We start from the raw sequence: 16,129 nt of genomic DNA, 5'->3' as shown, positions 1-16,129 counted from the left end.
ACCACCCATAACCAACCCCGCCGAACTGCTCCCGGCCCCATGTCCCACGCAGTGCCATACTTTCGCTAGGCTTACGAGAGTCCGCCTCCGTAGCTCAGGGGATAGAGCACCGCTCTCCTAAAGCGGGTGCCGCAGGTTCGAATCCTGCCGGGGGCACTCACCTAGATCGGCGTTTCAGGCCACTGACCTGCGGTTTCACAGCCGCAGGTCCTTTGCTTTCCGGACCTCGATAGGCAGCCAACGGTGCCCGCATGCGGCCGTAAGACCATGATCGGGGGACATACGAGGGATGATCTTGAAGGCATTCCCCCAGGTCAGCCCCTAATTCCGGGTCATCCGTGCAGCCGACAACCCGCTACGACCGCCCCCGCATGCGGGCAACACAGCCGTCGATCGCGCCAAACATGTACATGCAGCCCGGAGCGTCATCCGGCCATCGCTCTTGAGGACATCGGCATCCTCCTGCCCTTGGCCGGGCAAGGCTTAGATGTCGGCAGCGCGCGGTGTTGTATCGCGGAGAGCAAGCCCAAGGACTTGCCGGCCCTGCCGCCACAGTTGCAGGGCGCGCTCACGGGGGCAGCCATCCTCGGAGGCATCGCCCTGTCCATCCTGAGCTTCGGCCCTGAGCCCGAGAAGGCGGCGGATCCGCTCGGGCCATCGCTGGGGCGGCAAACGTTGTGGCCCGGTGAGGGGTTCGCCAATGAGCCCGCCTCCGAACCGGAGCGGTACTCCGGATCTCCAGAACGACCGCGCCTGCCTGGAAGCACCGGGTTCAATGTCTTGGAAACATATTCGATCTGCTCGGCGGGGGACCAAGCGAGGCGTGAGAGCGACTCGACGATCCTCCCGGTCGCCACCGAGGGGGTGATCGAAAGATCATCCATGCCGAAGCGGCGCGCTGGAGGTCGCCCGGTCGATCGGGACTGTAAGAGCTGTCGACCGGGCCCACCCTGTTAAATGTGATCATGAGCCTGAAACAGCCACGACTGTGGCGCAAGGCGCAACGACGACGCCTGGGGTTGCCACAGCAGCTCGGGCATGTGCGGCTCTGCAGTAGAGCCGTTGAGGAAGAAGCCCTCCCATTCTGTACCGGTGTCCGGAAGACGGCTGTCGACGACCAGTCCCAGTGAGGCGGTGTCGGTGACCGCCAGCCAAAGGACGGCGGCCACGGCGCGGTGGGCCTCATCCGTGGTCAGGCCATCCAGGTCGAACTCGACCACGACCATGCCGCCGTGGGTCGACACCGACGTCAGGACGTCGGTATCGACGTTGATCCACAGCTGCAGTGTGAGTGGCCGAGGCAGGTTCACCTCGGTCAGGAGAGCATCGAGGGTGGTCTCCATCGGGCCGCACTCGGCCAGATACCGTACCCCACCTGTCTGCGGATGCGTGAGCCGCAAACCGTAGGACGTCAGCCGGCCGAGTGAGCCGAGTAGGACTGCCAGGGACTCGGATCGCCGAACCCACAACACTTCTCCGAATCCCATGGCCTTCCTAGCGGGTGAATTGCACGACGTTCTTGGCGCCGAGGATCCGCATCGCCGCCTGGATCACCGACAACGGAGTGCCCACTTCGAAGTAGGCAATGGCGCGGACCCCTTCCGCGTCGGCAGCGTACTTGAGGATGGAGAGCTTCTGGCGGAGCTTGTTGATGTTCTTGGCCTTGGCCGGCCCGCCCACGGCGATCCATTCGCCGTTAGGGCCGATCACATCCACGTCGGTGGAGCCCACACCGGGGCGGACGACCTTCATGCCCTGTTTGCCCGCCGCGCCGGAGACGTGTCCTCCCGTCAGTTCGGCAACGGCCTGCTCACGAGCTGCGCCGATGTCGACGCCGCAGTGGTTCGTGGGGTTGTTGTCGTTGTGGACGAGAATGTCGGTCTTACCTGCTGCAACGTGATATGTGTGAGGACCGGCGACGGTGAGGTTGTGGACCCGTTGCCTGCCGGAGGTCCACTTCTCGATCGCCGTCACTTGGACTCGCGTGCCGGCACTGGTCCGGAGCCAGGTCCCTGGGCGCAGTTGGGAGGCTTGCGCCCAGGTTCTCGCATCATCGATCCAGAACGGGTGCTCAGCGGTCGCGATCAGCACACCAGCCGTACTGTCCCGGTCGCCGTCGGAGACGGTGATCCTCACCAGGTTCTTGGCGCCGGAGCTGGTGATCAGGGCCAGCACCGGCACCGATTCTGTCCGGCCGGTCACAGGGTCGGTGGCGATGACTTGGTCACCGACTTTAACCTCTTCTATTGGTTTTTCCCGATTGTCGGCCATCACCACCTTGGTTCCAGGTACGAAGCTGCTACAGGCCTTACGCAGGACATCCTCCGCAGCCCGCGCCCTGGATCTCGCGGCCTGAAGACGGTCCTTGGCTCGAAGCCAATTCTTGAAGGCACTGATGGCATCACCTGCGTGCTTCCAGATGGCCTTGCCTAATTCGTAGGCTTTTTTCCACTTCCACGGCAACGAGTACTTGACCGCCAGCTTCCCGGCCAATCCGCCCGCCAGAGACCCGAGAATGTTGAGCGCCGTTTCTCCGCAGGCGCCTAGATCTCCGGAGGTGAAGCACTTGATGCCGGCTGTGATGCCCAACTCGTCAGCCGCGATCTTGGCAATGGCCAACAGCGAGTCCAGCAGGGCCTTGACCTGACGGTCCACCTCCGCCTGCGCCGCGCGGGCATCGGCGTCGGCCTGCTGCTTGCGCTTGAGCTTGCAGGCGACGCTCTTGGGCTGAGCGCAGACGTCTGCCGGACGAGCATCGGTGATCGGTCTCAGACCGCTGGGGTCGGACAAGCCGACGGGGTTGCTCGCGGCGTAGGAATAGGGGTTGATCCATTGGGGCTTGTCAAGATTAAGCACGGGATCGGTGGTGATGAACCGGCCGATGGAGGGGTCGTAGTAGCGGGCGGACAGATAGTCGAGTCCGGTCGAGGCGTCCTCGACCTTGCCGAGGAAACCTCGATCGGTGAACGGCAGATCGTCGATGCCACGGCGCTGCCCGTATGGTTTGTACCGCTCTCGGGTGACCTGACCGGTGCTCGCGTCGATGGCCATCTGGGTGGTGCCGTGCAGGCCTGAGGCCATGTAGGTGACGCCCGTGCCGTTCCGCACGGCCACTACGGCGCCGTCAGGCCCGCTGTAGTAGCGGGTGGCCTTGACCACCGCGCCGGTGGCCTTCACCTCCATCGACCCGAGGTACAGCGTCCGGGAGCCGTCGGGATCGCGGCGGATCAGTCGCTCTCCCTCGGCGTCGTAGACCATGGAGGTTTCCTGGCCCTCCGTCACGACCTTGTCGAGTTGGCCCAGAGCGTCCCAGGTGAAGGCGGACTGCTTGTTGTCGACAGTGCGGGCGGTCAATCGGCCTGCCGCGTCGTAACCGTAGGAGTCCGTACGGCCCTGCCTGGTGATCGAAGTGACCGCATTAGGACGAACCGCTGACGCGCCTGCGGCCGGATAGCCATAGGTGGCGGTGATCCCGTCGTCTGTGACCGATGTCAGGTTGCCGAGTGCGTCGTAGGCGAACGACTGACTGTAGGGCTCTGTTCCTTGGTTGTCGGGGCCTGCCGTACACGAGGAACTGGTCATGGTGAACGCAGCGGTCAGCCGGTCCAGCCCGTCGTAGGCGAAACATTCGGACTGGCCACCGACAGAGTCCTCGATACGGGTGATCTGACCACCGGTGTCGTAGGTGACGCGATCATCTTGGGCGAGTTGAGAGCCGGAAACCGTCGTCATGCGGCTGAGCCAGCCAGTGCCCTCGTCCCACGCGAAGGTGCGCTTGATCTGGGCGCTGGCGTTGTAGGAACGTTCGTTGAGTCGGCCGGTGGCTGAGTAGCTGCTTTCCTTGACGTACGTGGCGCCGCCCCCGTAATCGGAGGTCAGCGAGTGCGGCATGCCCAGGTCGGTATAGCCGAAGGTGAGCGTCTCCGCCGCCAGGTCGCCCTTGGCCGGCATACGCTGCTCGATCAGGTGTCCCGCGCCGTCGTAGCGAGCGGTGAAGGTGTACTCGCCGGCCAGCGGCCCCTCGGTCTGCGGGATGGTCAGCTTGGTCTCGGTGGCCTGATAGAACTCGTCGTAGGCGACCACCGCGTCCACGTACGGCTGACTGCCGTTGAACCTGGTTGACGACGTCAGATAGCCCTTGGCGACGCTGTCGAAGGACCATTCCGCGAGCTTCGTCCCGGTCTGAGGTTCTCCGGCCCACTGACTGATGCGGCGGCCGAGATCGTCGTAAACGTTCGACACCTTGGCACCTTTGCCGTCCAGTCCCCACAAAAGGCGGCTCGCGGCGTCGTAGCCGTAGGTGGAGGAGCCCGCATCAGGATCGGTCGCGGCAGTACGGCGGCCGAGCCAGTCGTAGGTGAAGGTGCGGACGTTGCCTTTCGCATCAGTGATGTTCGTGAGCTGACCGGAGGCGTTATAGGTGTAGGTGGTGTCGTGGTGAGTGGAGGAATCCTTCCACTCCTCGGTCTTGACCGTACGGTCGAAGACGTCAGTGACAGTAGCGGTCTTGCCGCCGACCGGTGGCGTCACCTCCACACGGTCCAGTCCCGGATAGGCCGTGGTCGTACGCCGGAGCTCCGCGGCGAGATGGTGATCGATGACCGCGGTCGGACGCTCCATGCTGTCGTACACCGTCTTGGTCCACGACGGGAGCGCGGTGAGGGCGGGGTTGAGCAGGCCACTGCCGGGAGCCGCGCCGTTGTGCGTCGGCTGGGACGTGGTGGCGGTCAGCCCTCTGGCGTCGTAAGTGGTCGCCACTACGATTCGCCCACCAATCGGTGAGGCGGTCTGCGTCTCGCGGGGACGTCCGAAACCGTCGTCGTAGGTGTAGGTCGACACGTATGTCGTGCCACGCAGCAGGCGTCGCATGGTGGTCTTGGCCGCGGCGGTGGGCTGGCTCAGGTTGCCGTCGAAGGGGATCTCGTAGCCGACCGTGGCGGTCGGCACGCCGCCGCCACGTGACTGGCCCGGCTGCCACAACGTGACGGTCCTGCCCAGTGCGTCGTAGTCGATCTCGGTGGTCTTGTTGTTGGCGTCCACGACCTTCGTGGGCAGGCCGTTGCGGTGGGAGGAGTACGTGGTGACCGCGTGGCCCAGCGGGTTGGTGACCTTGGCTCCCTGGTGGGGCCAGCCGACGGCCGGGGTGTAGGTCGTGGTGGTGACCTTGCCCATCGGGTCGGTGGCGGTCAGCGGGCGGCCGTAGTCGTCGAAGGTGTTCTTGGTGACCGAGATCGACGTGGCGGCGGCGTAGGAGCGGGTCTCGGTGATGTTGCCGTCGGACGGGGTGTTGGTGGCGGGGTCGGTGCCGCCGTCGTACAGGGCGACGGTCTTGCCGATCAGCGTCCCTGAGGTGCAGCTGTCGCCGGAGCGTTTCTCCACCGTGGAGGGCAGGCTGGTGATGCCGTTGGCCGGGTTGCGGGCGTAGGTGGTGCTGGTGCAGGTGTTGTCGGTGGTGACGGCGGTGTCGCCGTAGTCGTTGACCGTGGTGGGCTGGCCGTCGCTGTTGTAGGCGGTGCGCTGGTCGCTCCAGCGCCAGGTGCCGCCGGTGACCAGCTCGCGGGTGCGTTCGCGGGTGCGGTGCACGAAGGCCGGGTCCAGGACGCCGGGGCCGGTGCCGGTGGAGACGACCTGGTACTCGTACCGGGTGGATTCGGCCTCGGTGTAGGCGCGCGGTTCGGTGGCCGTCAGTTTCCAGGTCTGCTCCTGCAGGAGCTGGCCTTGCAGGGCGCGGGAGTCGGTGGCGGTGGTGCCCTCGAACGTGGTGATGGTGGCGCCGTCGATGCCGCGGTAGAAGGTGTCGGAGGTGACGGTGTAGCCGTTGGGGTCACTGCCGGAGCCGCGGGTGGTGCGGACGGTGCTGTAGCCGCGCCAGTCGCTGCCGACCGGGGCGAGGTCGGGCTGGGCGAAGGCGACCGGGTTGGTCCAGCGCGGGGCGCCGAGGTAGTCGTAGCTGGTGACCATGTCGGGCGAGGCGCCGACCAGGTCGCGTTCGGTCACCTTCATGGCCAGTTGCTTGAAGAAGCGGCCCCAGCTCTCGTAGCCGATCTCCGGGTTGGCGTCGTAGTCGACGCGGTAGCAGTCGCCGGTGGCGTCGGATAAGTAGTTGGTGCCGTCGCGGCCCTTGCCGCCGCCGCACGGGTCGGCCTGGCCGTAGGTGACCTCGATCCGGCCGCCCATGCCGTTGCCGATCCCCGTGACGCGGGGCACCATGCGCCAGGACAGGAAGTCGGTCCAGTCCGACCAGTTGTCGTAGTCCATGCGGCCCGCGACCATCGTCGCGTCGAAGCTGACCGGCGGCAGCTTCTGCGAGCTCGTGCCGGCCAGGCCGGTCTGCTGCACGCTGTCCAGCCACAGCACCGGGTCGTAGGCGGGGCCGAAGTCGGTGCGGGTGTAGATCCAGCGGTAGCGGAAGTCGGTGCGGGTGTCCGGCTCCCACGCCCCGGAGGTGGGATTCTTGGACTCGGTGAGGATCGAGTCGAGCTTGCGGGTGGAGTAGAACGCGACCGCGTCGTTGGTGGCGCAGGTCGGGCCGCAGTTCAGGTCGGTCGGCACGTCCAGGCCGCCGCGGTCGGAGGTGGTGAACGTCATCCGCGAGGTCGGCGTGCTGCCGGCCACCTGGGTGTTGTGGCCGTAGCTGATCTGCTTGAGGAAGCCGCCCCGGTCGTACGGCAGGACCTTGTAGGTCTCGTAGTCACAGCCGGGCATGCAGAAGTAGTTGGTCTCGCGCTCGTAGGTGTAGTCGATGACGTTCTCGTTGGCGTCGATCGACTGGTCCAGGTTCCACCGCCACACCCCGGTGCAGGTCGGGGGGATCATGTCGTTGAAGTACCGGTCCGCGCACGGCTCGGCGCGCTGGTTGCCGATGTACTGCAACTGCCACTGGGCGTCCTTGTTGTAGCCGAAGCGGTGCACCTGGCCGTCGGAGGAGGTGACCTTCCAGTACTCCAGGCCGTCGGCGCCGCCGGTCAGCTGCTCGATCTTCCAGCCGAAGTCCGGCACCGTCTTCCACAGTCCGCTGGTGCGGTCCTTGACGATCGAGGCCGAGCGGCCGGCCAGGTTCAGCACCAGCTCCGACTGGGTGTAGTCCTTGGTGACGTCGGTGGCCAGCTCGTCGGGCGACTCCCAGCAGACGGCCGGGCCGTAGGGGCCGTTCTCGTCGGCGTACCAGATCAGATCGGCCGTGTTGGGGTCGTACTCGTTCCAGGCCGTGCAGCGGCGGTACTTGCGTTCGATGAAGCCGGCCGACAGGTTCCAGCCGAGACCGACCACGCCGGACTGGTTGTTGGTCCAGTGGCCCTCGCCGTCCACGGAGGAGGCGTCGTACTGCAGTGACAGGTTCGGCCCGTTGCCCACCGGCGACGGCGCCTCCGGCAGCGGGTAGTCGTAGGAGAAGCCGCCGCCGGAGGTACCGGCCTGCCAGGTGCCGGACGGCTTGAGGTCCGTGGCGCCGAAGTTCCCGTCCGGGCCGGTCATGCCGGCCGCCAGCACGTACACCGACCCAGAGGTGAACGCCTGTGCCGCGTTGGACGTGGCGTCCTTGCCCGTCTGGCTCTTGGGCAGCGTCAGCGAGGCCGCCTTGCCGGTGGCGGGGTCGACATCTACGTCGGCGGTCAGGGTGCCGGTCTTGACGTCGTTGTGCGCCTTGACCTGCTGCGGGCGCACTGCGCAGTCGCGCGGGCGCGGGGTCGTCAGCGCACAGGCCGGCATTCGCAGAAGCTGCAGGCGGGTGGCGAAGTTGCCGCCGTAGGCGTCGCGGAAGCTCGCGTACGAGAACTCCGCCCGTACCTTGCCCGCCTTGTCGGCCGTCAGCCGGGCCGCGACGCCCACTCCGCCGAGCTTGCGTACGGTGTCGGCGGGCAGCGTCTCCACCTTCACCGGGCCGGCACCGGTGCCTTTGACCTCGGAGAGCCGGACCGGCAGTTGGCCCGCCGCGATCGCCTTCTCGCCAGGATCCACCTCGGCGGTTCCCGGGCTCGGCCAGACCGGCTCCTTACGCTCGACCTTCGGCTGGGACTCCTCCGCCCCCTTGGCCACCTTGGTCTTCGTCACCGGCCGGCCGTCCACCGACGTCTCGGGATCAGGCCCGGACACCGACGCCGCCGCCGGAACCACGAGATTGTCAGGAATCCCCAAGCCGGAGATCACCAATGCCATCGCCGTCGCGATGGCCAGCACCATCGTCCGTAACCGCCGCCGGACCCGCATGTCGCCACCTCTTCAGGGCACGCTGACGCAGGCCTCGGGAAGAGGCCGCCTCGCGTCATAAGGAGTTGATAAAGACGAGCAGTCCGGATCCTGATCGACGATCACGGCACGGTCAATGTCCAGATGGCCGCTCGAAACGTCACGGAATGCCGCTTTCAGGATTCACAGCGAGGCATACTGCATGTCAACCGCTCCGTAAAAACCGCCCTTACCAGATCAAGAGGCGCCTGTGACATAAGCCACATTGACGCACCCAAGCCAGTCATGCAGAGCGCAGGTCACTCGGAACGACAGCGCCACGAACCAGGGAAGATGACCTCATGCCCACCGCGCCGGAACCAACCACGTCCTTCTTGCTCGAACGCCTGCACGCGGTCGGCCTGACCGACGTCGTCGCGGTCGAGCCGGTCACCGGTGGCCTCGCCGCGACCTCGGGGCTCGCGCGCCGCAGTGACGGCACGTCGGTATTCGTCAAAGCGTTACGCGAGCCGCCATCGGGCGACGTCTTCGCCGCAGAGGCAGAAGGGCTCACCGTGCTGCGCGAGGCGGGCGGCGCCGCCACGCCCGAGATCATCCTCGCGGACCGCGCCCTGCTCGTGCTGCCCACACTGCAACCCCGGCCGGCGACCGAGGCCTTCTGGGAGCAGTTCGCTCACGCGCTCGCCCACCTGCACACCACCACACGGCACTCCCGATTCGGATGGCACCGAGACAACTGGCTAGGCCGTCGCCAGCAGATCAACACCTGGAACGACGACGGCTACGAGTTCTTCGCCCAGCATCGCCTGCTGCGCTGGCTCGGCGAGCCTCCCGTCCGGGAGGCGCTCGACGCCACGGACCGAGCGGCACTCGAGCGGCTGTGCGACCGGCTACCTGAGCTCCTGCCGGTCAGGCCCGCGTGCCTGACACACGGCGACCTGTGGGCGCAGAACATCATGGCCACCCCCGACGGGCAACCCGCGCTCATCGATCCGGCCGTGTCGTACACATGGGCAGAGGTCGACCTGGCCCACCTATGGACCACGGCACCGCCACCCGAGGCACACGTGTTCTTCGACCGGTACGCCGAGCTGACCGGACTTGATCGCGACTGGCGCAGACGCATGCCGATCCTCCAACTACGCCAGCACCTGGCAGTGATCGCCCAATTCGACCCCGACTGGGGCGCCGCCGACATCGTCCGCGCCACACTCGCCCCCTTCAGGCAACGGCCCGAAGTTCGGTCAAGCAGACGCCACACGACACCAATTACGGATCCAGCCCCCGAAGAACTCCCGAAGCCGACCGACTAGCCATCCCAGCAGGGCAGGGGGCAGCACGCTTGGGACTGGGCGCCGGGGCCGTGACTACGCTGGGCCGGTGCCCCCGACGCATCGCTGTCCCGTTCGCCAGGACTGTCCCAGCTTCTGGTCGCTCCTGCCCGGACTGCCTCGACGCCCGGGAGATGGCGATGAGCGCGACCGGTGATGTCGTCTTCGCCGTGTCCGACGGTGTTCTGCTGCTCGACGTGGCCGGGCCCCTTCAGGTCTTCGACAGCGCCGGTGGATACCGGGTCCGGCTGGCCTCGGTGGACGGGCGGCCCGTTCGCGCCGACGTCGGCATCTCGCTGAGCGTCGACCTCGCGCTATCGGAGTTGGACGGCGACGTGGACACCTTGGTGGTGCCGGGATACCCGCGGGACGAGTACGCCGGCGTTGCCCCGGAGCTGGTGGACGCCGTGCGGCGGGTGGCGGCCGGCGCCCGGCGGGTGGTCTCGGTGTGCACGGGCGCGTTCCTCCTGGCACGAGCGGGGCTGCTCGATGGTCGGCGGGCCACGACGCACTGGGACGCCTGTGCGGCGTTGGCGGAGACATTTCCCGAAGTGCAGGTAGAACCTGACGCCATCTACGTGCGGGACGGTCCGATCGTCACCTCGGCGGGGGTGACCGCCGGGATCGACGTCGCCCTCGCGCTCGTCGGCGAGGACCGGGGCGAGGAGCGGGCCCGTGCGGTCGCGAAGTACCTGGTCGTGTTCCTGCAACGTCCTGGCGGCCAGTCGCAGTTTCGTGCCCGCGACGCCGTGGCCGGTCCGCGCACCGCGACGCTACGTCGGGCGCTGGACCTCGTGGCCGCCGACCCGTCCGGCGATCACCGCCTCACCACGATGGCCGACGCGCTCGCGGTCAGCGAGCGCCACCTGAGCCGCCTGTTCCGCCGCGAGCTCGCGATGACGTGCGGCCAGTTCGTCGAACGCCTCCGGGTCGAAGCCGCGCAGGCCCTCCTGGAGTCCGGCGAGGATACGGTGCCGGACGTCGCCCGCGCCTGCGGGTTCGGCTCGGGCGAGACGATGCGGCGGGCGTTCCTGCGCGTGCTCGGCGTCCCGCCGTCGGCCTACCGGCACCGCTTCCGGCTCGCCGACCAGAGAACCGCACCATGACGACCGGCGGTCAGCTGACGAATCCGAGAACGATGAGCCCGAGGCCCAGAGGCACGTCGAGGAAGATGCAGGCCTCGGCCAGCGACGGCGCCACGACCAGCTTGCGCCGGAGGTGGATCACGTCCCAGATCGCGTGGCTCGCGAGCGCGAGGCCGGCCACGATCACGCCTACCTGAGGTGAGCTGAACACCGCGATCATGGCGGCACCGCCGAACCCGACCAGGGCGAGGGCCTGGGCGAGGAGCGCGGACCGTGACACCCGCAGGGCAAGGCCGACGCCGACGAGGACGACGGCCGTGCCGCCGAGGCCGGCCCACCAAGCCATCCCGATCAGCTCGCTGGCGACGACGACCAGGCTGACACCAAGGGCGGCCGGCCACACGGTCCAGGGTTCGCCCAGCGCCGCTGCGGCGAGATAGCACGTGGCGGCGACGGCCAGGGGGATGGCCAGGGACTCCTGGTTGCTGCCGGTCACCAGGGAGAGGGTGGCGACCGCCAGTCCCAGCGCGGTGGGCCAGCGGTGCAGGACGAAGTGTCGGCGGCTGACGGTCGGCGAAGGGGCGCTCATGACGGGGACAGTACGAGAGCGCGATGCGACCGTGAACAGAATGACCAGAGATGTGGAATTGATGTCCGTAAGCGTGGAGTCGTACGCATTGTGCAGGCGCTCACGGGTGATGCATCACCCCGGCTGACCTTCCGAGCGACTTTGTCGGTCGTTCTCGCCATACTCGCCGCTGTCGATCAAGAGGGCGACGGGATGCAGGGTGGAGGCATCGGTATGAGCGTGGAGCGCACGCTGACGTTCGTCGGCGGGGGTTCGACCAAGTTCTGGGCAGTTCGCCAGGACGGCGCGGAGCTGCACATCCGGTATGGACGGCTGGGCGCGGCCGGTCAGACGCAGGTCAAGTCGTTCGGCTCGGCCGCCGCCGCCACGGCGGCCGCGGACAAGCTGGTGGCCGAGAAGTTAGGCAAGGGCTACACGGAGGACGAAACGGCCTCCGCGCCGCAGGCGGCTTCGCCTGCAGCCGCCGGCGGTGTTGAGGACGAGGACCGGCTGACGTTGCCGCCCGCCTGGTTGCGCGCTCTCCACCCGCGGCGGGGCGGAGCGAAGGTCTCCGTGCAGCGGCCGGACGCCGGCGCGCCCGAGAAACTGGCCGCCGAGCTGGACAAACGCCGGAAAGTGCTCGCCGACATGGTGGCGAAGTGCCCGGATCCGGAGCTCGCGTCCGCGGGCGCGGCGTACCTGGCAGGGGATCCCGCCGGCACGCCGCTGGGCGCAGCGGTGGTCGCCGAGGCGGTGGCCGTGTCCCTGTCATGGGCCGAGCGCGAGATGCTGTCCCTGTTCGCCGAGACCTGGCTGACCGAACGCGGCCTGGTGTTCGCGGCGGTGGCCGTGACCGAGCTGGCCTCGCTGGATTACGTCCACGACGGGGACACCTCGATGATCCGGCAACTGGCCGGCGGCGAGGCCCCCGACCGGTGGCACGGCTGGGCCTTCACTCAGCAGATCGACGCCCGGGTCCGCGCCGCGCTGGCCGCCGCGTCCGACGCCGAGTACGCCGAGGTCGTCGCCGCGCTGGCGGTGAGCCGCGAAAGCGGGCTCCACCACCGCCTGGCGGCCTCCTATTTGGCGCCCACCGAGACCGGCTGGGTCACGGCCGACTGCGCCGAGGTGAGCCAGAACCTCCCGGCTCTCGCCTACCGCCTGATCGCCGCCATCAGCACGCCGGAGCACGCCGAGCTGATCATGGACCAGGTGCGCGGTTACTACACAGGGGACTCCCTCACCCTGCCCGCCACGGTCGTCGACGGCATGGGCGAGGCAGCCGTGCCGCTGCTGGCCGTCTGGGTGGACCACGCCTACGGCGCGGACAGCCGGAAGCGGCTGCTCAACGTGCTCGCCGACCTGCCGTACGACACGGCGATGCGGGCGCTCCTCGACCGCATCGAGCAGAAGTACACCCAGCCGGCCTTCCTGCGCGCGGCCTCCCGCTTCCCCCGTCGCGCGATGCGGATGCTGGCCGAGTCCGGCGGCAAGGTCGTGGACCTGCTGCTGCGCGCCCATGTGGCGGCCCATCCCGACCTGGTGGACGAGGTGCTCGCGAGCCTCGGCGACGGCGCCGCCGCCCATCGCGTCAACACGATCGTGACCGCTGAGACCGTCGCCACCGCTCCGCCGGAGGCCCTGCCCGAGGTGCTGGTCAGCCCGCCCTGGACCCGCCCGCGCAAGGTACGCAAGGTGATCGTGGTGAACGGCCTGGCGTGCACCGACGAACCGGCCCTCGTGTGGGCGCCCGGCGAGCAGGACAACTGGCGTTCCCCTCGGGCGGGTGAAGGTTCATGGGATCGGACCTGGCGCCGGAGCTGGGAGGACACCGCCCGAGAGATCGCCAAGGGCCAGGACGGCTCCTGGCGTGACGAGATCGCTCTGTTCGTCGCCGGGCCCGAGGAACTGGCCGCGCCGCTGATCGAGAAGTGGCGCCCTCGCGACCTGTGGGGGGCGGGCGACTGGATGCCGAGGGTGGTGGCCAAGTTCGGGCCGGCGGCGCTGCCCATGGTGCTCGACAGCGCCCGGCGCGCTCCCAGCTCGGTCGCCGCGTCGCTGCTGCCGTACGCGGCGCCGGAGGTCGCCGTGCTGATGGCCGAGTGGCTGGCCAGGCTGAAGTCCGTACGCGCCACCGCCCTGGCCTGGCTGCACCGCCACCCCGGAGCGGCCGCCAGGGCACTGATCCCGGCGGCTCTCGGCAAGCCCGGCGTAGACAGGCTCCGGGCCGAGCAGGCGCTGGCGGCGCTGGTCGCGGACGGCCACCGCGACACCGTGGCCGAGGCTGCCACAGGGTACGGGCCCGCCGCCGAGGCCGCGATCGCCGACCTGCTCGTGGCCGACCCGCTCGACGCGCTGCCCACCAAGATGCCCGTACTGCCCGAGTGGACGGAGGTCGCGATCATGACCCCGATCCACCTACGCGGCGGCGCGGGCGCGCTGCCTCCCGAGGCGGTCCGCCACGTGATGACGATGCTGGCGATCTCCAAGCCCGGCGACCCGTACGCCGGGCTCGCCGTGGTCAAGGAGACCTGCGACGGCCGCAGCCTCGCCGACTTCGCATGGGCGCTGTTCCAGTGCTGGCAGGCGGCCGGCCACCCGTCCAAGGAGAGCTGGGTGATGGACGCGCAGGCGCTGCTCGGCGACGACGAGACCGTACGCCGGCTGACCCCGCTGATCAGGACCTGGCCGGGCGAGGGCGGGCACGCGCGCGCGGTCACCGGCCTGGACCTGCTGGCCTCCATCGGCTCCGAGGTCGCGCTGATGCATCTGCACGGCATCGCAGAGAAGGCCAAGTTCAGCGGGCTGAAGAACCGGGCCAAGCTGAAGATGGACGAGGTCGCCGCCGAGCTCGGCCTGACGCCGCAGGAACTGGCCGACCGGCTGGTGCCCGACTTCGGCCTGTCCGCCGACGGCAGCCTGACCCTCGACTACGGCCGCAGGCAGTTCGTGGTGGGCTTCGACGAGCAGCTCAAGCCGTACGTGGCCGACGCCTCGGGCAAGCGGCTGAAGAACCTGCCCAAGCCGGGCGCCAACGACGATCCGGAGCTCGCGCCCGCCGCCTACCGGCGCCTCGCCGGGCTGAAGAAGGACGTACGCTCCGTGGCAGGGGACGCCATCCACCGCCTGGAGCAGGCCATGGTGAACCGGCGTCGCTGGAGCGCCGGCGACTTCGGCCGACTGCTCGTCGGCCACCCGCTGCTCTGGCACATCGTACGGCGGCTCGTATGGGGGCTGTACGACCCGTCGGGCCAGCTCACGGGCACCCTGCGAGTGGCCGAGGACCGCAGCTTCGCCGACGTCGAGGACGACACGCTGACGTTGCCCGAAGACGCCCTCGTCGGCGTGGTGCACCCGCTGGAGCTGGGAGAGGGCCTGGCCGCCTGGTCCGAGGTGTTCGCCGACTACGAGATCCTGCAGCCGTTCCCGCAGTTGGGCAGGGAGACGTACGAGCTGGATCCGGCGCTGGTGGCCGAGATCGAAGCCGCCAAGATCCCCACCCGCGCGGTCATCGGCCTCGAGCGGCGCGGCTGGCGGCGCGGCGCGCCTCAGGACGCCGGCTGGCAGGGCTGGATCGAGCGGGACGTACCCGGCGGCAGAACCATCACGATCGGCCTCGACCCGGGCATCGCGATCGGCTACCTCGACTTCGCCGACGAGCAGACCCTGGTGGAGCTGGGGCTCGACGGCCTCGACCCGATCACCACCTCCGAGATCCTTCGAGACCTGAAGGACATCACCCGATGAACGACCACGCCCAGCGGCCCCCCGCCGAGATCCGCTACGCCGGCGAGCCGGCCAGGCTGCGGGAGCACGACACCGGTCGACGCCCCGAAGACCTGGACGCCTACGACTCCTACCTGCGCAAGCGGCGGAAGGAGGAGTGCACCAAACGCCGAAACCCTCTACCGAGAACTGCAGACACTGGGCAATCGTGGCAGCCGCACCACCATCCGCCAGTACATCCACCCCTGGCGCACCGCAACGCCTCCCCCGCCGACCCCAGTGCCATGTCAACCGGACCAAGATGCTCAAGCGGCAGATGTACGGCCACGCCCGCCCCGATCTCCTGCGCAAACGCATCCTGCTGACCGAATGACCGGGCCCGATCACGAAATATGTGCCTGATCCAGAATTCGAGTGTCGTTGACAGCCCGGGTCTTTCGGGTCCGTCGCTTTGGCCCCCGTTTCCGCTGGCACGAGCCCTGCGCGGGCAGCCGCCTCGGGAGCGCGATCCTCCTTCCTGAGGAGAAAGAACCTGAGCGTGGGTATAGAGAACTACACCGTGGTCAGGAGTGATGCTCAGCACGGGAATCAACAATCTGTCACTGTGTGCTCACACAGCGGGATCTCGGCAGCCCATCGCCAGGGATCCCTTCCTTCGCTGCCACAAGGTAGGGAAACGTGGACACAGAAGCACACCTCCTCGACCTGATATCGCGGGTGCGGGCACTCGAAGCAGGCGTGCAGATCAGCGACGCCCTCATCGCCACGATGATTGGCATCGCCCAAGTGATGACCGACATCACCGAGCTCCGGACCGAGACCAGACAAGATTTCGCAGCTCTTGTCGACGAAGTGGAGGGGCTCCGGCGACACCTGAACGAGTACCTCGGCCCCACCCGATCCGAGATACCGCACCAGCCCGGCTCCCCCTAGAACCAAGCCGAACGATCGCTAGACAGCCAGAGGCTCAGCCGAAGCCGCCGATCTACACTCGAAGGCTCAGGCTGAGCCCAGCCCATTTGAAACACGGCCCAAGAGGCTCTCGCCGAAGTGCCCAATCCACATCGAGCAGCACCGCATATCGCCCCATCAGCGGACAAACTGGACTCGTAGTTGCTGGAGCTCTCCTAAAGCGGGTGCCGCAGACATCCGATCTGCGTAAGTTGTCAAGCCATGGCCTTCGATGGTGGCTGGAAGGCGACATCTTCGTTGTAGGTCACGCCCTTTTGCAGGCA

At 68.0% G+C, this 16,129-nt stretch carries 7 protein-coding genes and 1 tRNA gene; 5 read left to right on the top strand and 3 right to left on the bottom strand.

What is annotated here, in order from left to right; translation table 11 throughout:
- Positions 1–83: 83 nt before the first annotated feature.
- A tRNA-Arg gene (locus tag BMW85_RS26295) sits at positions 84–156 on the top strand.
- A 797-nt stretch (positions 157–953) separates the two neighbouring features.
- Here the strand turns inward: BMW85_RS26295 and BMW85_RS26290 are convergent.
- Together BMW85_RS26290 and BMW85_RS26285 are read right to left on the bottom strand one after the other, a co-directional pair.
- Positions 954–1,343, bottom strand: a complete 390-nt coding sequence (locus BMW85_RS26290) for a hypothetical protein (protein ID WP_143082409.1) — start codon at positions 1,341–1,343, stop codon at positions 954–956.
- 151 nt (positions 1,344–1,494) lie between these two features.
- Positions 1,495–8,205 (bottom strand): RHS repeat-associated core domain-containing protein, encoded by a 6,711-nt coding sequence (locus BMW85_RS26285; RefSeq protein ID WP_091086415.1) that lies wholly within the window; start codon positions 8,203–8,205, stop codon positions 1,495–1,497.
- 320 nt (positions 8,206–8,525) lie between these two features.
- Here BMW85_RS26285 and BMW85_RS26280 point away from each other — a divergent pair, with 320 nt between their 5' ends.
- A complete protein-coding gene (locus tag BMW85_RS26280) occupies positions 8,526–9,497 on the top strand; it encodes a fructosamine kinase family protein (RefSeq protein ID WP_091086413.1) in 972 nt (323 codons plus the stop codon).
- A 158-nt stretch (positions 9,498–9,655) separates the two neighbouring features.
- Positions 9,656–10,621 carry a GlxA family transcriptional regulator gene (locus BMW85_RS26275; RefSeq protein WP_091086411.1) on the top strand — a complete coding sequence of 322 codons (966 nt, stop codon included), beginning with the start codon at positions 9,656–9,658 and terminating at the stop codon, positions 10,619–10,621.
- Between the two features lie 10 nt (positions 10,622–10,631).
- Here the strand turns inward: BMW85_RS26275 and BMW85_RS26270 are convergent, their stop codons facing one another.
- On the bottom strand, positions 10,632–11,189 hold the full coding sequence (locus BMW85_RS26270) for a hypothetical protein (protein WP_091086408.1): 558 nt from the start codon (positions 11,187–11,189) through the stop codon (positions 10,632–10,634).
- 213 nt (positions 11,190–11,402) lie between these two features.
- On the opposite strand from BMW85_RS26270, the gene BMW85_RS26265 reads away from it, so the two are divergent.
- Positions 11,403–14,915, top strand: coding sequence for a DUF4132 domain-containing protein (locus BMW85_RS26265; protein WP_091086406.1), 3,513 nt, complete (start codon positions 11,403–11,405; stop codon positions 14,913–14,915).
- 657 nt (positions 14,916–15,572) lie between these two features.
- Positions 15,573–15,827: a hypothetical protein gene (locus BMW85_RS26260; protein ID WP_091086404.1), complete on the top strand. Its 255-nt coding sequence runs from the start codon at positions 15,573–15,575 to the stop codon at positions 15,825–15,827.
- The last annotated feature ends 302 nt before the right edge of the window (positions 15,828–16,129 follow it).

Origin of the sequence: Nonomuraea wenchangensis, from assembly GCF_900111685.1 — a bacterium.
Lineage (GTDB): Bacteria > Actinomycetota > Actinomycetes > Streptosporangiales > Streptosporangiaceae > Nonomuraea > Nonomuraea wenchangensis.
The sequence above is the reverse complement of the archived record's forward strand: the minus strand, read 5'-3'. Positions and strand labels throughout refer to the sequence as shown.